Genomic DNA, 18,416 nt, shown 5'->3' on the forward strand with positions numbered 1-18,416 from the left:
ATCCTGACTTAGCACAGCTATAATTTCGTGAATGCGAACCTTTTTCTAAGTGCTTAACGTTGAGAACACGGCTGCTGTACCTTTTGATCACACTCACCGCAGTGCTAGGGCAATCAAACCTAGCACACGGGCAAGAGCAAACGCTGCAAGATCGTTGGCAGCATTTTCTACGCCAAGCCGAATCGCTATCGGCTGCGCGAGCCTTGCCATTGCAAAGTATTAACTCATACCCTGTCGATCTTCTGCTCAGCGCCAGCGCCTATCCTGATTTTTCCCGTTATTCATGGCAAACCATAACCGAGCTCAAAGCGATAGCCTCACAGTGCGCACTGTCGCCCGGTTTATCAAAAACCTTGGCATCACGCCCTGAATTGCAAAAAGCAGCGTCGTTTGAACTCGCTTTATGCCAAGGCGATGAATTGCCCATCCGTTGGTTTAAGACTGCTCCGTTTCTGCATCCTGCAGGCGGGAGCTACGCAGAGCGATACTTAGCTTTTTCTACTCATAACATAACGGCCGAGCAAAGCGCCGAGCTACAGCCCTACACGACTCTCTCTGACCCTCAGCATCCGCTGTACACCTTTTTTACCAATTTAGAAACGGCAGGGCGAGATGCCTTGGTCAGCGGTTATCGCGCTTATATTGACCGTCAACAACGGCTATGGATCAGTGGCGATTTCGGTATTCGCGTACTGAGCGCATTGCAATGGAAAAAAGTCGCGCTCGATCAGCAATTGGTATTGTCGGCCATCACAGCGGCTACTCAAAGTTGCCAATTACGCTACAGTAATCTGTGTGTCTCTAGCCAAGAAAAACCCAATATCTCACTGTGGTTATCGGTCATATTACTGCTGTTGCTCGCAGCAACGCTGAGTAGGACGCTCTGGTTACGCCGCCAACAAGCCAAAGAAAAACGCTTTATTTTACAGTTGCTGACGCATGAACTACGCACCCCTATCACCAGTCTTGGCTTGACCGTTGAGCAGTTTCGCCAGCAATTTGATACTCTGCCAGAGCCAGCCCAAGATACATTCGGCCGCTTACTGGCCGATCACCAACGTTTAGCTCAGCTTGCTCAGACCAGTAAAGGATTTTTGAGTAGCGACCCAAATGAGCCGTTTCAATGTCAAACCGCTTATCTCTCAGATTGGTTAGATCACTGCGTAGCGAAACACGAACTCAGCTATGAACTGACACAAGATATCGAGCTCACACTGCCGTATTACTGGCTTGGGATCTGTTTGGATAACTTGATCCGTAATGCCAAGCAACATGGTCAAGGGACAATCTCAATAACGGCCAGCGTGACGGACACTCAACTGAGGCTTTGCGTTAGCGATGAAGGCGAGTTTCCCTCTCGTCTAAAACGGCTATTTTCCCGTTCTCGCACGACTTCCAATATGGGGATTGGGCTCCGTCTTGTGAGCCATTTGATGCTTAAAATGGGCGGCAAACTGACGTGTAAAGCCCACCCCACTCGCTGCCAATTGGAATTACCATTATGAACACACTGTTATTGGTCGAAGATGATCCTCTACTCGGGCAAGGTTTGCATGATTACTTGCTACAGCAAGGTTTTGATTGTTTGTGGGTACAGCAGCTCTCACAAGTCAAAAAAGCATGGTTTCGCGCCGATTTGGTGATTTTAGATAGACAACTGGCTCAAGGAGACAGCTTGGATCATCTACCTCAATGGCTAATGGCCAAAGCCGTGCCAGTGATCATCCTGACGGCCAAAATCGAGGTTGAGCAAAAAATAGCAGGTCTGATGGCGGGGGCGAAAGACTACGTCACTAAACCATTTTCGCAACAAGAATTACTGGCGCGAATTCAAGCGCAACTGCGACCATTAGGAGAAAGCTTGCTTTCCTACGCTGACATTGCCATTGATCTCTCAAAGCGCAGCGTTACCTTAGGTGAGCAGTTGATGACGCTAAAACCGAAACAGTTTCAGCTATTACTGCTGCTGGTTCAAAATCAAGGACGTGTTTTTCACCGTGATGAACTACTCAATAAAGTGTGGGGCTACCAAGCCTTTCCCTCAACTCGAACCGTCGATAATCATGTTTTACAGCTGAGGCAGCAGTTACCCTCACTCAATATCGAAACCGTTCGTGGCGTTGGGTATCGTTTAGTCGAGGTGTCCAATGCGTAACCTTTGGCTGTTTGTACTGTTCGTCGTTAGTCCAAGCCACGCCGTGAGTGATGATTGGTTTATGGCCACACCACTGCAATCAACCTATCGCGCTTTAGCGAACCATCAGCCACAGCTTGCCTGGCAAGAGTTGATCCTCGCACTCAATAACCAAACCATTGCCACGCCACACTGGGCAAGCGTCAAGCATGCCATTATTGAACAAACCCAATGTGGCCAACAGCTCTTAAGCGATGTGGTACCAAATGCGGCGCTGATCAAAGTCTCGATACAAAAAAAAACCAACGTGATGCAGCAAGGTTACCAGTTCAAATTATCAATGGAGGGAGCGAAGCTGCCTAGCAAGGTTGAACTTCTTGGCCCTGACAATAGCTTGCTCATCTCACAGAGCCAAGTAACGTCATCCGCCCCTTATATAGAATTAGAAAGCCCAGAACTGCTCTTTGCTCCGCAAGATGGCGTTTATCGACTGACACTCGACAAACAACACTATTGGTTAGTTCTTACCATGCCTTTTGGCTCCACATGGTTGCAATCCGCCTCTCCCAACGGTGGTTACCCACTAGCACTTGAGTCCCCCATAGCATTGACAAACTGCCCCCCAACAAGCCTTGCTTGGCAATGGTTTGACGACCAATTTCAGTTAATCAAGCAGCAAGATATGGTAGCAATAAGTAATACTCAGCAATTATTGGACAAACCAAGCTCATCCCCCAGCTCGGCTAAATGGCTCAGTACTCTGATCAAAACTGTCGAATATCAAGGAGCAATCAAAGTGGAATATGTACAACGTTTGACTCTGCCAAATCAGGCTCAATGAAGACATCAGGGTGACAATTGAGTTGTCGATTTCTTATGTAATCAACACACCGAGACACACTGGAAATGACAAACCATGTATAAACCACTTTGTTCTTTATTGATCACTTGTACGCCACTTTTGGCGTTGGCTAGCCAATCACAACCGGCGTCAATTACACTGCATAATCAAAACCAAACCGTGCAAATAGAGCCACAAAATTTTGCTATTGATTGGCAGCAAAATGCCCAGCTAACCATTAACCAAGGCCAGCTAACCGTTAACGGCCAGCCACAGCAAGTCAGCCAACTGCAACAAGATAATCAACATCACGCCTCTTGGCTGCTTGTTCCTAGCCAGTTAAAGGTTGAGGCCAATTTACAACAAACATTGAAGCTGTCGATTACCGCGAGCGCTGAGAGTAAGATCTCTCGTGCTAAACCGTTAACCGTACAGTGGTTTGAACTGCCTGAGCAGCAAAGCAAAACACTCATTCTTCCTTTTAGTGAAGGAATGCGGGTTCCAACTGATAACCCACAGTGGGTGAACTACCTCATAGCGGAACGCTCTGCCAGCAATACCACGCAAGATCTCAAAATGCCATTTTGGAGTGTGGAAGCTGGCAATGAGCAGTATGTGAGCTACCAACTCAATACCGCCACCAACAACAAACTCAATTTTAGCGCCAAGCAAAACAAGCTGGACATGCAAGCCACGCACGCTTTCACTGTGCTCAACAAAGATGAGCCTTTTGAGGTGGAAATCTCCCTTGGCAACTCACCACTAGATGGTGCCAAACGCTACCGTCAGTGGCGAAAAGAGAATGGGCTATCACAAACGCTCGAACAGAAAGCACAGCAAAACCCAGCCATAAAACAGCTTATCGGCGCAAGCCATGTCTATCTGTTTGGTAGAGACTTACTCTCTGAGCAAGATGTTAGCGACTTCTGGGCATTGAAAGCTTGGTATTTTGAGCAGCCGCAGTGGACAGCATCAAACGAAGCACTCAAAGAACTCAAACCGCTCATCAAGGGCAAAGATTTCTTAAGCCGCTATCATAAACGTTTGCTGATTGAAGAGGTGAATAATGGGCTGAACTCTTGGATCAAAGAGTCGCCCTCAAATAACGAGGCTGGGATCGCCAGCCAGTATCAAGCCGCTCAGGCACGAAAAGCATGGCTCGCAGAGCAGAAACTACCGTTTCTACGTGATGCCAGCACTTGGGGACAGGGGCTATCGACATCCATGATTGACGCACTCAGCTCAGCTGGTTTGCAGCACCTCTGGCTAGGTTTGGATAATTGGATGCCCGCCTTTTACCAGCCACAAGTGGTTGATCAAGCAAAACAGGCTGGCTACTTAGTTGGGGTGTACGACTCCTACAATACCGCCATTGCAAAAGGCATCAACGATGGTTGGCTTACCGCGCAGCTACCGGATGCAATGCGCAAGCAATGTGCGATAGAAAACGCCGACGGCAAAAAACAAAAAGGGTTTCGTGGCAACGGCTTTTACCTTAACCCAGCCTGCCAATTAGGCTTTGTGCAGCAACGCATTGAGGCGATTTTAAAATATGGCCGTTTTAACAGCCTGTTTCTTGATGTAGATGGGACCGGAATGGCCCGTGAAGATTACTCATACCAAGAGGGCCAAGGAATGAAAGAAAGCGCGATGCTGGAGGCATTTAATCAACGCATGCGCTGGATAGCCAATGAACAGAATGTGGTTCTCGGCTCTGAAGATGGTAACAGCCTGACGACACAAGGGCTCTCTTTTGCTCATGGTTTAGAAACGGTAGGATTTGGCTGGACAGATCCTGATATGAAAACTAACCGCCAATCGCCTTACTTTCTTGGAGCATGGTTCCCAACAACGAGCCCAGATTTTTTCTTTAAACCCACACAAGTCAAAGAGCCGTACAAAACACTGTTATTTGCACCGCAATACCGTATTCCTATCTATCAGACCGTGTTCCATGATGAGGTGATCAACAGTCACCACTGGCACAACGACAGCGTGAAGTTTTCCAACGTGCAAGCGGAGCGAGATTTAATCGCCATGCTGTACAACACCCCAGCGATGATTCACCTTAGCCGTGATGAAGCGACGCCTAACAGCGCACGAGTTAACGCATTACGCCTTTATCAGCAAGGGTTTGCACCAATCCATGGAGTCGTGTGGAACCAACCTTTAGTCGATTTTAAATGGCTTGATGAACAAGGGATGGTACAACAAACAACCTTTGGTGATGGCAGTAAAATTACCGCCAATTTCTCTACGCAACCATATAAAAAAGAGGATAAGGAAATAGTTCCAGCCTTGAGTATTCAAGCTGAGCTCAGCAATGGGCAAAACCTCATTTGGGCATCGGATACGCTAAAGACAGAAAAATAGTCTCATCTCTCACTCATTAAAAGATAAATAACTCATTAAAAAATAAATAATAGTGCGACACTTCAAGGAGGAAGTGTCCATTTCTATCATTCAGCAACCATAGCCAGTAGCACAAATACAATATGAACAAACAAAACTAGACGACTGGTCTAATTTGAATTATAGTGCCGTCCATGAATACAAAAACCCATGATACTCGCCAACACATCCTTGAGGTCGGTTACCAACTTGTCGTAACCAAAGGCTTCACCAGCGTAGGCTTGTCTGAATTATTAAAAACCGCTGATGTGCCCAAAGGCTCTTTCTATCACTACTTTAAGTCAAAAGAGCAATTTGGCGAGGCACTTATTACGGACTATTTTCAGCACTATTTAGTACGGATTAATGCCCTTTTTGACCAAGAAGAAGGCAATGCCTATCAACACTTGATGCATTATTGGCAATGTTGGTATGAGCAGAGCAATGGCTTATGTAACGCACAGCGCTGCTTGGTGGTGAAATTAAGCGCTGAAGTTTCAGACTTGTCTGATGCGATGCGTATTGCTTTACTTAAAGGTGCAGATAGCATTATTGAGGCGGTCGGAAAATGTATCCAGCAAGGGATCGACGACGGCTCCATTCACGTACAACACAGCCAGCAAACCGCAGAATTGCTTTATAACCTTTGGCTCGGCGCAAGTTTGCTCAGTAAACTGCGTCAAGATAACCAAGGGCTTGCACAAGCGCTTACGAGCACCGAACACATTTTGCAAGGCCAGTGCCCTAGTTAAGATTCACCCGCTATTTCGATAGCGGTTTTTTTGAAACCCAAACTAGACGACTGGTCTAATTTAAAATAATAAAGGACTCTCCAATGACTGAACAAACTAACCGCCGCATTGTACTCGCTTCACGCCCTGTCGGTGCACCAACGCCTGCTAACTTTCGCTTAGAACATGCGCCTAAACCAACACCTGCCGCTGGTGAAGTGCTGCTGCGTAGTGTTTATCTTTCACTTGACCCCTACATGCGCGGCCGCATGAGTGACGCTAAATCGTACGCCGATCCTGTCGCGATTGATGATGTCATGGTAGGCGGGACCGTGTGTCAAGTGGAAGTATCAAACCACCCAAAATTTGAGCAAGGTGAGTGGGTACTCGCTTATACCGGATGGCAGGATTACGCTATTTCTAACGGCGAAGGTTTACTCAAACTCGGTAAAAATCCAACCTCACCCTCATACGCACTAGGCATCATGGGAATGCCCGGTTTTACCGCTTATATGGGTTTGCTAGACATTGGCCAGCCGAAGCAAGGTGAAACTGTGGTAGTCGCCGCAGCTACTGGCCCAGTAGGGGCAACGGTTGGTCAAATTGCTAAAATCAAAGGCTGCCATGTGGTGGGCATTGCTGGCGGTGAGGAAAAATGTCGTTACGCTAAAGAAGTATTAGGTTTTGATAAATGTATTGATCACAAAGCTGACGATTTTGCAGAGCAATTGGCTAAAACATGTGCTCAAGGGATTGACGTTTACTACGAAAATGTCGGTGGCAAAGTATTTGATGCGGTTTTACCTCTGCTTAACACAGCAGCGCGAGTTCCGCTGTGTGGTTTGATTTCTCAATACAATGCAACGTCGCTGCCTGAAGGACCTGATCGTCTCTCTATGCTGATGGGCACCTTGCTTACCAAACGAATCCGCATGCAAGGTTTCATTATTTTTGATGACTACGGCCATCGCTATAACGAATTTGCTACTGATATGACTCAATGGCTAAGCGAAGGGAAAGTGAAATACCGCGAGCAACTGATTGACGGTTTAGAAAACGCACCACAAGCCTTTATTGGTCTATTGGAAGGCAAAAACTTTGGCAAACTGGTTATCCAAATCAACCAACCACTTTAATAAGGACCACATAATGATCAAACTTCACCATCTAAATAAATCACGCTCTAAGCGCATAATCTGGTTACTTGAAGAATTAGGGGTTGAGTATCAAGTGGTTCCATATCAACGTGATAGCGTGACCTTTCTGGCACCGCCCGAGCTAAAAAGCGTGCATCCGTTAGGTAAGTCACCTGTGATTGAAGACAATGGCTTGGTGATTGCTGAATCTGGCGCCATTACCGATTACTTGATAGAAAAATACGGCCAACACTTTGCGCCTCAGCGTGGCAGCGTGCAATATCAGCAATGGCTCCACTTTGCGGAAAGCTCTGCCATATTGCCGCTGCTATTAAAGATGTTTGTTGCCAAAGATGGCTGCCAAACCAATTTCCTTGGTGGCTATGCAGAAAGCGAAACGGCCAAAGTGATGAGTTATTTTGACCAGTGTTTAGCGGATAAACGCTACTTAGTGGCCGATCAACTCACTGGCGCTGATTTCATGATGTCATTCATTGCTGAAATATTGCTGACCAACGGAGCGATTACTCACTTCCCGAATATTGAACGTTACTTAGAGCAGCTCGCCACTCACCCTGCTTATCTAAAATCGAACCAAATCGAAGCGCAATACGCCTAACCTTAGGTTCCTGATGACGCCACTTCGACGATAACGAAGTGGCGTTTTCATTTCCATTATGGAAATGACTACTTGATGTATTATCAATAGTGAAAAGTAACCAAGCACATTAGGATTAAACCACAACAATATAAGGGTTTAATTCATGGGCCATTCACTCGATACACAGCAACGCTTCCAAGCCATCGTCACTGACGCACACCTCTCGCCCAAACAAAAGTCACACTTCCTTGCGCTAGAGGCCGAAGCAAGCTTGCCCTATCTGAAACTCTCTCCTGAGTCGGCTCGAGCAATGGAACAAGGCATTATCTGCGATATGTTTGAAGGCCATGCCCCTTTTAAACCACGTTACGTGTTGCCTGACTACGCAAAATTTTTAGCACAAGGCAGTGAGTATTTAGAGCTTTCGCCTGCCAGTAATTTTGATGAAGCACTCAATATGCTGACCATTTTGTACCATCACGTGCCTTCAGTGACCTCTATTCCTGTCTATTTGGGGCAATTGGATAGCGTGTTATTGCCCTATGTGGGCGAACTGAGCGAAGCGTCGATTTATCAAAAATTGAAGCTGTTTTGGATCATGCTTGATCGCACTCTTCCCGATGCTTTCATGCACGCCAACATCGGCCCGAGCGACAATATTATTTGTCGTACTATTTTACGTGTCGATGCTGAACTGAAACAGATCGCTCCCAACCTTACCTTCATGTATGACCCTTCTATCACTCCTGACGATTTACTGCGACAAGCGACCGATAATATCTGTCAATGCAGTAAACCGCACATCGCCAACTATCCGATTCATGCCACCGCCTATGGCGAGCAAGGTTTTGGTATCGTCAGTTGCTACAACTCACTTCCTTTAGCGGGAGGCTGCAATACTTTAGTCAGAATGAATTTAAAAGAGGCCGCGAAAAAAGCCAGTGACCGCCAAACATTTTTAGATCAGACTCTACCCACTTACAGCCAATATATGATTGAGCTGATGGATGTTCGAGCTGCTCATCTGCACCAACAATCTCATTTTTTTGAAGGTTTTCTGACTCAAGAAGGGTTGATTGAAGAATCTCGTTTCGCACCGATGTTTGGCATTTATGGCATGGCTGAAGCCGTTAATCTATTACTGGAAAAGGAGCAGAGTAACGCTCGTTATGGGCATGATGATATCGCCAACCAATTAGGCATCGCCATTTCCGCCAAGCTGGCCGACATTGTACAAAACTCACCAGTCAAATATGGCTTCAACGACCGTGCTTTACTGCACGCACAAGGTGGTATTAGCCTTGATCTTGATGTCACTCCGGGCGTGCGCATCCCTTATGGTACCGAACCCAACCCGATTGAATATGTGCAAGCAACGGCTGGACATCATCAATATTACACCTCTGGTATCAGCGATATTTTAACTCTGGATGAAACCATAAAGGCCAACCCAGAGGCGATGTTCAACCTATGTAAAGGAGCCCTCCACTCGGGCTATCGCGAATTTACGGCCAACGTGGCTTCGAACGATTTAGTTCGCATTACGGGTTACATGGTGAAATTGTCTGAAATAGCGCAATTTGAGCAGCGCGGATCACGCACCAACACCACATTTCTTGGGGCAGAAGCGGCCAAAAACACAGCCGTGCTCAAGCGAAAAGCACGCGTGGTTAGCCATGAAATGCAATCGGCTTATCAACCAAACTCTGTCAGCTAATGGTGAGTGGAAAACAGCCGCTCCGAGCAAAAGTCAGCCGAGTGCTGACTTTCTCCTGCGTTGATGGCCCGGGCAACCGACTGGTCATTTTTATGCAAGGTTGCAACTTCAATTGCTTGTCTTGCCATAACCCACATACGATTCGTCACTGTCACCATTGCGGTGATTGTGTGCCAACCTGCCCATCGCAAGCACTGCGCCTCAATGCTGACCAGCAAGTCGAATGGCTAGCGGAGAAATGCACTCACTGCGATCGCTGTATTGAGCACTGCGTGCACCAATCAAACCCCAAAATTCATCACTACAGTGTTAAACAACTCGTGGAACTTATCCGCCGAAATCATTATTTCTTAGCCGGTATTACCATTTCAGGAGGGGAAGCAACCCTACAACTTCCGTTTATCATCGCTCTTTTCAAAGCCATCAAACACGATGAAGAGTTGAAACATCTCAGCTGTTTTATTGATAGTAATGGCTCACTATCAGAATCGGGATGGGACAAAATATCGCCCTATTTGGATGGAGCAATGATCGATTTAAAAGCTTGGCAAGAGGAAACCCATCGGTGGCTAACCGGACGCAGTAACCATAGAGTGATACGCACTATTTTCCACCTCGCTACACTGAATAAACTGCACGAAGTGCGACTGCTGCATATACCGGACAAAAGTGATTTAGAGACTGAAATTACCGAAGTGGCGCATCTGATTAACCAGTTGCCTGCGAACGTCAGCATTCGGCTCAACGCCTTCCAACATCACGGTGTGGTCGGCAAGGCCTTAACTTGGCAACCATGCAGTGAAGGTGCAATGTTGCAGTTTCATCGAAAACTGGCCGCTCAAGTACAGCGAACTGTTTACCTGCCGACACGCTACGCCTAGCGTCGAAAACCACCATATCCATAGGCTACCTATATTAGATTAATAACCCGTACCATTTTGCCTAATGCATAACGCTCACCTATGCTTATCCAAACAGGCACCAACCGTTTAACAAAAGACCGAGCACTCGCTCTCATCACAGAAAAAGGAAAGCATCATGATTGAATGGGATTTCTTACATCTTTTCGATACTCAAGAGCTCTTTATCTTTTATTAACGAGAACCAATATTATTAACGAGAGCCAACCTCATTTTAAATAGCAGCCGCAATTTCACCTTCAATATCCTTTTGCGGCTCTTTTTGTACTGGTGGAACTTGCCCTTCTTCTACAGCGTGTTGGTAACATCCACTTAGCTTAATGGCTAAATACATGTCCGCACGAATCACCACGCCGCCATCACCCGTTGAAATTCCAGCGATCTCACACCATTTTCTCAAACTGCGTTTACGCCCCGCTAGCACTAAACGAATACCTCGTTTTTTCAGAATGCTTTGCACGTCCGATAACATCGCCATGACGCTTAAATCTAAATGGGTAAAACTCGACACCGCATCAATAATCACACACCCCACACTCATGCCCGCCGATTCAGTGTGAAATAAAATACGACGTTTAAAGTAAGGCGCATTGAAATAAGTCAGCGGAGAGTTGAAACGATAAATCACCAAACCCGGTATTGGTTTCGCCTTCGCTGACGTATCAATCGTGCGAATCGTGCCTTTATCATCCAAACCCAATGTTTGATCACTTGGCCGCATCACGGTGCGTAAGAACTGGAACAGACCCAGTAATACCGCAAGAGTGATGCCGGGGATAACGCCAATAACCAATACAGCGATGAAGGTTAAGCTTGCCAAATAGAAGGCGTCTTTATCACGCTTGTGTAAACTCCAAATCCCTTTCAGATCCAACAACGAGATAGACGCGATAATCAACACCACCCCCAATGCAGCAATCGGAATGTATTGTAGTGGCTGATACGCCACAATCGCGACAAATCCAATCACAATCGCTGCAATAATCGAAACTAATTGCGATTTTCCACCATTAGCGTCATTCACCGCCGTACGTGAATCCGCCCCACTGATGGCAAAACCTTGTGAAAATGCAGAAGCAATATTAGCTAAGCCAAGCGCGCGAAACTCTTTGTCGGCGTCAATATCGTAACCATTTTTTGCCGCAAAACTGCGCGCAGTGAGCATCATACTGACAAAGCTCACCATCGCTAAGTTCAAAGCGGGCATGACTAATTCACGGCTCACCCCTAGATCAAATAGAGGGGTTTGGAATATCGGTAACCCACCTTGGATTAAACCAACGACTTTAACGCCAAGATGTTCAGCGCCAAAAAACCACACCCAAAATGCAGCAGCGATGATAGCCAACATCGCTGCTGGCCAATTGGGCCTGACACGCTTACACAGAAAATAAACCACCACTGTCAGCGCACTTATCAATAAGGTTTGCCAATGCAAATCAATCAGCAAGGATGGCGCTTCCACGATACGCTCTAGTAGATATTGCTGCTCATATTTCAGCCCAAATACTTTAGCAAATTGACCCACGATAATGGTCAGAGCAACACCGTTTAACAACCCAAGTAGAATAGGGCGAGAGAGAAAATCGGCTAAAATACCGAGTTTGAAACGACTGGCCAGCAAACACCATACACCAGTCATTGCCGTCATTGTCATGACCAACTGCCAGTGTTTGAGAGGATCGCCCATCGCCAGCGGTGTCACTACCGCCGCAATCACTGCGCAAGTTGCCGCGTCTGGGCCTAAGATCAACTGCCTAGACGTGCCAAAAATCGCGTAAACCAACATCGGCAATACGCAGGAATATAAGCCGACAATCGCACTTACTCCAGTGAGCTGCGCGTACGCTATCGCGACAGGCAGTGCAACCGCAACCACAGAAAGCGCCGCACGTACGTCATCCATCAACCAGCGAGTTTCATAGTCTTTCAGTTGGTGTAAACCCGGCATCCACTGTTGTACAAATGCACTATTCAAATTGCCTCCCCCTCTTCTCGCAACAAGGTTTTCACATTAAGCATAACTCATTGCTAACAAACTAGCGCTTATAATTGGCTGATTTTATTGAAGTATGAGAAAAAGAAAAAGTGCAGGAAAAAGATCGCCTCCATAGGTCGACTTATGTGAAAATAGCCCACTCCATTTCACTCGCCTAAAGTTGTACTTATGAAATTTCAAGCTGCCATTTTTGATATGGATGGACTGTTACTCGACACGGAACGTGTCTGCCTTACAATATTCGAACAAGCTTGCCACGCAGTTGGCGTCCCATTTTTAAAAGAGGTTTATCTCTCGGCTATTGGTCGCAATGCGGCAGGCATTGAACAAGCACTGCGCGCAGGCTACGGGCCAGAATTAGACTATCCGGTATTACATACGGAGTGGCGTAAACGTTACGATGCCGTGGTGAAACACCAGGCGATCCCAGTGAAAGAAGGGGTTATCGAGTTATTACAATGGTTAAAAGCCAATCGTGTTCCTACTGCCGTCGCAACATCAACCCAAAAAGACGTGGCACAAATTAAGCTGCGCCTTTCAGGCCTTGAGCAATACTTTGACTCGTTCACAACTGGTTGTGAAGTGACACATGGCAAACCCGATCCTGAGATTTATCTACTCGCTGCGCAACGTCTTGGCGCTGAACCGACCCAATGCTTAGCCTTTGAAGATTCTAATAACGGCGTGCGATCCGCCGTGAGTGCGAATATGATCACCTACCAAATTCCTGATCTCGTCGAACCCAGTGAAGAGGTTTTGGCCCTTGGACACCATGTGGTCCCCTCACTACATCACGTTTTAACGGCCCTGAAAAACAGTAATTGATCGGTTTTTCATACGCCGCCTGTTTGATTTCGATTGCCATAACTAAACAGCGTGATATTGGTATTGTAATTACAGATAGCTAACAAGTAAGAAGGGGGTATCATTGATACCCCCTTCTTTAGTCAATAAGAAATATTCGTTAATATTTAGGTGGTGTACCTTCACAATTAGAAACTACAGCGTCAATTTGTATTAACGCATCCATAGGCAGTTCTGAAACACCAATCACGGTTCTCGCAGGTAGCTCATGGTTAAAGAAGGTTGTGTAAACTTCATTGACAATATTAATGTCATCCATATTTTTTATTTGAATATTGACTTTAACAATATCACCCATAACATGCTCAACACTCTCTACAATATTCTTTATATTTTCTAAACACTGCTTAACTTGTTCTTTTATTCCACCAGCAACAACTTCATTATTTTTTGGAGATAAAGGTAACTGACCTGAAATATGATTATAATGAGAAAAAGCAACAGAGTGGGAATAGTCGACTTCAGGTGCATTCACGGTATTATTTTCTTCAATCACAAGTAAGCGAGTATCTTCAGGAAGCTGTGGCGGTGTACCATCACCATGTGACACAACAACATCAATTTGCACCAATGCATTCATAGGCAAGTCAGCAACACTAACTAGGCTTCGCGCAGGCACATAACTTGGGAAAAATTGTCCACAGACTTCATTGATGGCTTCTGCATCAGATATATTTTTAAGAAATATCGTTGTTTTAACGATATCAGCCATCGTATGACCAATACTTTCTAAGATAGCATTAATATTATTCAAACACTGTTGACTCTGTTCTTTAATACCACCTTGTACTATTTCTCCCGTTTTAGGTTCAATCGGCAATTGAGCCGAGAGGTTATTATAATGAGAGAAGGCCGCGGTTTGAGAGTATAGACCTTGAGGTGCATGCTCAGTATTCCTTGAGACTTTGATGAGCTCACAAGGCGCTTGTGGAGCAGTGCCTTCACCGTTTGAAATAAGAGCATCAATTTGCACTAAAGCATCACTGACAGGTAAAGCCGCAACCGCCGCTATGGTCACTGTAGGAAGCGGCCCCTGAAAAAAAGTGGGGTATACTTTTTTGATGGCATCAATATCTGAAATATTCTTTACAAAAATATTAATTTTGACCACATCATCCATAACGTGACCAATACTTTCTACGATAGACTGTATATTATTCAGACATTGCTTTGTTTGGTCATTTATACAACCAATAACAATTTCACCTGTTTTAGGATCTATCGGTAGTTGTGCTGAAATATTATTATAATGAGAAAAAGCGACAGTTTGTGTAGAGACGGAACATATAGGTGCATTTTCTGTGTTTCTTGAAACCTTTACAATATCGGCAGCCATATCGAAATTTATCCTATTATTAGTGGAAATACGAATTTATATTTAATAAGTGTTTTTTGATAAACAATCAAAGTGGCAAAATGGTAAGTTAAAAAATTTTCAGTAAATGTGACATACATTAAAATATTATTTGACTAGAAAGTCATCGCTTATATTGATAATGATTGATTAACGACTAATTATCCACAATCGTGTTAATAACGTGGATTAAAGAATATTTATCCTAGAAATGATTCTAAAATTGTGAATATAATCTCATGAAACTAAATACTGCATTTTCTTGATTTAGTCCAATAATGATAGGTTGTTCACAATAAGCTGCTGAAAATTTACACATAAACTCGATTAATATGCCATTTCAATCGTGATAAATGCATAAATTTCCTGAGTCACTTAGTTTCCTTACTCCATCAAAACGCACAATAGCATGCGTATATTGAGCTACTTAATGGCTTGTTTTCTGTTGAAACTGCTTCACGCTGCGCTTTTGAGCACTGCGGCGGTTGGCTTGCTTATCACGCGGTTTGCGCTTCGGTTCACCGCTGGTCGGTTGGTCTGTCACTGGAAAATCGGTCAACGCCTGCAGCGGTAAAGCGCGCTGCGTTAAGCTGCGGATTGCCTCCAGCGCTTGGCTTTCACCATGGCAGACCAGCGAAATCGCCACACCACCTTGACCAGCACGCGCTGTGCGGCCAACGCGGTGAATATAAACTGGCGCACTAGGCGGTAAATCAAAATTGATCACCACTGGCAGCGCGTCAATGTGAATACCACGCGCCAGCAAATCGGTGGCCACCAGCACATCCACTTGATTAGCTTTGAAATCGGCTAACGTTTTCTCGCGAATAACTTGATCTTTTTCACCATGCAAAGCCGCCGCACGAATACCCGCTTTGAGTAATTTTTTCGCGACCGCGTCAGCACTATCACGAGCGCTAATGAACACTAATACTTGCTGCCCAGCTCGCTGCTTAATCAGAGCAATTAATGCTTGTGCTTTACTGCCCTTATTCACAAGGTAGAGCTGCTCTTCAATTTCTTCCACCACTTGATTGGCTTGATTCGCCTCTATCTTTACCGGATTATTTAACACGGCCAATGCCACCTGTTCGAGATCGGCGGCGAGTGTGGCGGAAAACAACAACGTTTGTTTGGTTTGGGGCATAAAACTGAGCAGGCGTTGTACATCCGGCCAAAACCCCATCTCTAACAGTCTGTCAGCTTCATCTAACACCACACTGTGCATCGACTCCAATGAGATCAGTTGCTGTGTGAGTAAATCAAGCAAGCGGCCCGGTGTCGCGACGATTAAATGCGGTAATTTGGCCAACTGCGCAAGCTGCTCTTCTTGGGCCACTCCCCCGCATAAAGTGCATAAGCTAATACCCATCTTGCTTGCCACAGCACTCAGCTCTTGGCTGACTTGTTGTGCTAATTCACGGGTAGGAACAATGACAACGGATTGAATTTCAAGAGTATTAACTTCAATCCGTTGCAGTAAAGGCAAACCATAAGCTAACGTTTTACCACTGCCCGTCTGCGCGAAGGCAAGCACATCTTGCCCAGAAAGTACGGCTGGAATAGCCAATTGTTGGATTTTGGTCGCCGTGTGTCGCGACGCAGGCAGCGCAGCCATCAAAGGGGCGCTTAAGTTAAGCTTAGAAAAATTCATAAACGACTAGCAGGGTGAAAAAGGTTGCGCCGAGTCTAAAGCTATTCATTCTCCATCACAACTGTCGATACGGATCAGGACTGAATCTGGCCGCCAGTACTCAAATTCGCAGTCCATGATCTCGCCATCTTGTTTGTAATTAACTCGACAAATTTTCATTACAGATTGGCCAGCAGCCAAGTTAAGGGCTTTTGCCACATGAAGAGGCGCAGCCGTAGGGATCACCTCAAAACGAGAACGCGTGGTGATGTAACCGTATTTTTGCTGATAGAGATGCGTTAACGAAGCGGTTAAATTTTCCTCTAATATCTTTGGAAACCACTGCGCAATCAGGCAGTTTTCGACAAACAGTACCGCTCGCCCGTCAATCGAGCGCAACCGTTCAATAATATGAATGGGCGTAATTCGGTCAATATCCATCGCTCTTGCATACTCACGAGAAGCCATCACGCTGCGTACCGCAACTAGCTTAGTTTCTGCGATTCGGTGCTGCTCGCGGAGCATCTGGTGGAAGTGGCAACGCGATAGCGGGTTATAATGAATTCGCGCCGGAGAGACAAACCAGCCACGCCGCTCTTCTCGGTAAATCAACCCTTCGGTTTCCAGTGAAACCAAAGCGTCTTTAATTGTAATGCGCGTTGTATTAAACAATTCACTCAATTCACGTTCAGATGGCAGTTTTTGTCTGTCGCTCAGCATCCCACTGCAAATTTGCTCACGAAGGGTGCCTTTAATATTACCAAGTTGGGTCTTTTCTAAAGGAGCATTTGCCACTGGCAAAGGGCTGCGAAATCTCATGCGTGACCTAGTCCAATATTATACAGAGTGAATAAACGTCTTTTAGACTACTTAAGGCAGATAACAGATTTATGACAGGCTAATTGATTGAATTTGAAATAAAAGTGCAATAGAAAATCATCAAAAATGTCAAATAACTACACCGAAAACGTCACAGTTCTTCCCTAGGATAAAAATCGAACTTACTGACCTAGTCCAGAAGGATAGCGACAATGAAAACCTTATTTACCCGCGCAACGACTGCCACAGCACTTGCGCTGACTCTTTCAACTTCGGCTTTTGCTAAAGAGGCTGATTTACAATCTTTGATCAACGCAGCGAAACAAGAAGGCCAAGTGTACAGCATTGGTATGCCCGGCAGTTGGGCTAACTGGCAAGATACGTGGAGCGATTTAGGTAAGATTTATGGCCTAAAACACCAAGATACGGATATGAGCTCAGCGCAAGAAATTGCCAAGTTTGAAGCCGAAAAGAAAAATGCGACCGCCGATATCGGTGATGTTGGCTTTGCATTTGCTCGCGTGGCGGTGAAAAAAGGCGTAACTCAAGCGTACAAACCGAGCACTTGGAATGACATCCCTGACTGGGCCAAAGATAAAGATGGCCACTGGGCTCTGGCTTATACGGGCACCATTTCATTTATCTCGAACAATAATCTAGTCAAGAATGCGCCAAAAACGTGGAACGATTTGCTCAAAGGCGATTACAAAATCAGTATTGGTAATGTCGGTGTTGCCGCGCAAGCAAATAATGCCGTACTAGCCGCTGCTTTTGCTCATGGTGGCAGTGAAAAGAACCTCGATCCGGCAATCGAATTTTTTGCCAAACTCGCCAAGCAAGGTCGCTTATCATTTACAGACCCAAGTATCGCTAACCTAGAAAAAGGTGAAGTTGAAGTGGCCGTATTGTGGGATTTCAACGCCCTAAGTTACCGTGACCAAATTGACCGTAACCGCTTTAGTGTTAACATTCCGCAAGATGGTTCTGTGATTTCCGGCTACACCACCATCATCAATAAATACGCCAAAAACCCAAACGCGGCCAAGCTAGCACGTGAATACATCTTTAGCGATCAAGGCCAGATCAACCTTGCACAAGGCTATGCTCGCCCGATCCGCAGCAACGTTGCACTGCCTGCTGCGGTACAAAGCAAATTGATTGCTAACGATCAATACCAGAACGTGAGCCCAATTAGCGACTTTAATGCTTGGGAAAAATCAGCTCGCCAATTGCCACGTCAATGGCAAGAAAATGTCATTATCCACCAGCAGTAAGA

Annotated in this window: 15 protein-coding genes; 11 read left to right on the forward strand and 4 right to left on the reverse strand. The window is 45.6% G+C overall.

Annotation, left to right across the window (positions count from 1 at the left end; translation table 11 throughout):
• Window positions 1-59 precede the first annotated feature (59 nt).
• The 9 genes from N5E84_RS16150 (at window position 60) to N5E84_RS16190 (ending at window position 10,432) form a co-directional block, all read left to right on the forward strand.
• Window positions 60-1,505: a DUF3404 domain-containing protein gene (locus tag N5E84_RS16150; RefSeq protein WP_069211909.1), complete on the forward strand. Its 1,446-nt coding sequence runs from the start codon at window positions 60-62 to the stop codon at window positions 1,503-1,505.
• Window positions 1,502-2,155, forward strand: coding sequence for a response regulator transcription factor (locus N5E84_RS16155; RefSeq protein WP_013868288.1), 654 nt, complete (start codon window positions 1,502-1,504; stop codon window positions 2,153-2,155). The genes N5E84_RS16150 and N5E84_RS16155 overlap by 4 nt, the downstream gene beginning before the upstream one ends.
• Window positions 2,148-2,975, forward strand: a complete 828-nt coding sequence (locus tag N5E84_RS16160) for a DUF2861 family protein (RefSeq protein ID WP_019283071.1) — start codon at window positions 2,148-2,150, stop codon at window positions 2,973-2,975. The genes N5E84_RS16155 and N5E84_RS16160 overlap by 8 nt, the downstream gene beginning before the upstream one ends.
• 75 nt (window positions 2,976-3,050) lie before the next feature.
• Entirely contained in the window at window positions 3,051-5,348 is a 2,298-nt protein-coding gene (locus tag N5E84_RS16165) for a glycoside hydrolase (RefSeq protein ID WP_019283070.1), read from the forward strand.
• Between the two features lie 173 nt (window positions 5,349-5,521).
• Complete coding sequence (locus N5E84_RS16170; RefSeq protein ID WP_038148298.1) at window positions 5,522-6,118, forward strand: TetR/AcrR family transcriptional regulator; 597 nt, start codon at window positions 5,522-5,524, stop codon at window positions 6,116-6,118.
• 83 nt (window positions 6,119-6,201) lie between these two features.
• Window positions 6,202-7,233 (forward strand): NADP-dependent oxidoreductase, encoded by a 1,032-nt coding sequence (locus tag N5E84_RS16175; RefSeq protein WP_019283069.1) that lies wholly within the window; start codon window positions 6,202-6,204, stop codon window positions 7,231-7,233.
• Between the two features lie 13 nt (window positions 7,234-7,246).
• Window positions 7,247-7,852: a glutathione S-transferase family protein gene (locus N5E84_RS16180; protein WP_019283068.1), complete on the forward strand. Its 606-nt coding sequence runs from the start codon at window positions 7,247-7,249 to the stop codon at window positions 7,850-7,852.
• Between the two features lie 145 nt (window positions 7,853-7,997).
• Window positions 7,998-9,551, forward strand: a complete 1,554-nt coding sequence (locus tag N5E84_RS16185; RefSeq protein ID WP_019283067.1) for a YjjI family glycine radical enzyme — start codon at window positions 7,998-8,000, stop codon at window positions 9,549-9,551.
• Window positions 9,551-10,432, forward strand: coding sequence for a YjjW family glycine radical enzyme activase (locus N5E84_RS16190; protein ID WP_019283066.1), 882 nt, complete (start codon window positions 9,551-9,553; stop codon window positions 10,430-10,432). Before N5E84_RS16185 ends, N5E84_RS16190 begins: the two co-directional genes overlap by 1 nt.
• A gap of 253 nt (window positions 10,433-10,685) precedes the next feature.
• On the opposite strand, the gene N5E84_RS16195 is transcribed toward N5E84_RS16190, so the two are convergent.
• Complete coding sequence (locus N5E84_RS16195; protein ID WP_050934249.1) at window positions 10,686-12,422, reverse strand: SulP family inorganic anion transporter; 1,737 nt, start codon at window positions 12,420-12,422, stop codon at window positions 10,686-10,688.
• Between the two features lie 216 nt (window positions 12,423-12,638).
• Here N5E84_RS16195 and N5E84_RS16200 point away from each other — a divergent pair, with 216 nt between their 5' ends.
• The gene (locus N5E84_RS16200) at window positions 12,639-13,295 is read left to right on the forward strand and encodes an HAD family hydrolase (RefSeq protein ID WP_017043597.1); all 657 of its coding nucleotides are present in this window, start codon (window positions 12,639-12,641) and stop codon (window positions 13,293-13,295) included.
• 139 nt (window positions 13,296-13,434) lie between these two features.
• On the opposite strand, the gene N5E84_RS16205 is transcribed toward N5E84_RS16200, so the two are convergent.
• From N5E84_RS16205 to N5E84_RS16215, 3 genes are all read right to left on the reverse strand, one after another.
• On the reverse strand, window positions 13,435-14,670 hold the full coding sequence (locus tag N5E84_RS16205; protein ID WP_069211908.1) for a RidA family protein: 1,236 nt from the start codon (window positions 14,668-14,670) through the stop codon (window positions 13,435-13,437).
• Between the two features lie 445 nt (window positions 14,671-15,115).
• A complete protein-coding gene (locus tag N5E84_RS16210) occupies window positions 15,116-16,342 on the reverse strand; it encodes a DEAD/DEAH box helicase (protein ID WP_069211907.1) in 1,227 nt (408 codons plus the stop codon).
• A gap of 45 nt (window positions 16,343-16,387) precedes the next feature.
• Window positions 16,388-17,140, reverse strand: a complete 753-nt coding sequence (locus N5E84_RS16215) for a UTRA domain-containing protein (RefSeq protein WP_019283065.1) — start codon at window positions 17,138-17,140, stop codon at window positions 16,388-16,390.
• A gap of 212 nt (window positions 17,141-17,352) precedes the next feature.
• Here N5E84_RS16215 and N5E84_RS16220 point away from each other — a divergent pair, with 212 nt between their 5' ends.
• Window positions 17,353-18,414 (forward strand): ABC transporter substrate-binding protein, encoded by a 1,062-nt coding sequence (locus tag N5E84_RS16220; protein ID WP_019283064.1) that lies wholly within the window; start codon window positions 17,353-17,355, stop codon window positions 18,412-18,414.
• The last annotated feature ends 2 nt before the right edge of the window (window positions 18,415-18,416 follow it).

Source organism: Vibrio sp. J502, assembly GCF_025397955.1.
Classification (GTDB): Bacteria; Pseudomonadota; Gammaproteobacteria; order Enterobacterales; family Vibrionaceae; genus Vibrio; species Vibrio anguillarum.

Coding starts and splice junctions, on each gene's coding strand:
- N5E84_RS16155 (WP_013868288.1), top strand. CDS start 1,502: ATGAACACACTGTTATTGGTCGAAGATGATCCTCTACTCGGGCAAGGT.
- N5E84_RS16160 (WP_019283071.1), top strand. CDS start 2,148: ATGCGTAACCTTTGGCTGTTTGTACTGTTCGTCGTTAGTCCAAGCCAC.
- N5E84_RS16165 (WP_019283070.1), top strand. CDS start 3,051: ATGTATAAACCACTTTGTTCTTTATTGATCACTTGTACGCCACTTTTG.
- N5E84_RS16170 (WP_038148298.1), top strand. CDS start 5,522: ATGAATACAAAAACCCATGATACTCGCCAACACATCCTTGAGGTCGGT.
- N5E84_RS16175 (WP_019283069.1), top strand. CDS start 6,202: ATGACTGAACAAACTAACCGCCGCATTGTACTCGCTTCACGCCCTGTC.
- N5E84_RS16180 (WP_019283068.1), top strand. CDS start 7,247: ATGATCAAACTTCACCATCTAAATAAATCACGCTCTAAGCGCATAATC.
- N5E84_RS16185 (WP_019283067.1), top strand. CDS start 7,998: ATGGGCCATTCACTCGATACACAGCAACGCTTCCAAGCCATCGTCACT.
- N5E84_RS16190 (WP_019283066.1), top strand. CDS start 9,551: ATGGTGAGTGGAAAACAGCCGCTCCGAGCAAAAGTCAGCCGAGTGCTG.
- N5E84_RS16195 (WP_050934249.1), bottom strand. CDS start 12,422: ATGCCGGGTTTACACCAACTGAAAGACTATGAAACTCGCTGGTTGATG.
- N5E84_RS16200 (WP_017043597.1), top strand. CDS start 12,639: ATGAAATTTCAAGCTGCCATTTTTGATATGGATGGACTGTTACTCGAC.
- N5E84_RS16205 (WP_069211908.1), bottom strand. CDS start 14,670: ATGGCTGCCGATATTGTAAAGGTTTCAAGAAACACAGAAAATGCACCT.
- N5E84_RS16210 (WP_069211907.1), bottom strand. CDS start 16,342: ATGAATTTTTCTAAGCTTAACTTAAGCGCCCCTTTGATGGCTGCGCTG.
- N5E84_RS16215 (WP_019283065.1), bottom strand. CDS start 17,140: ATGAGATTTCGCAGCCCTTTGCCAGTGGCAAATGCTCCTTTAGAAAAG.
- N5E84_RS16220 (WP_019283064.1), top strand. CDS start 17,353: ATGAAAACCTTATTTACCCGCGCAACGACTGCCACAGCACTTGCGCTG.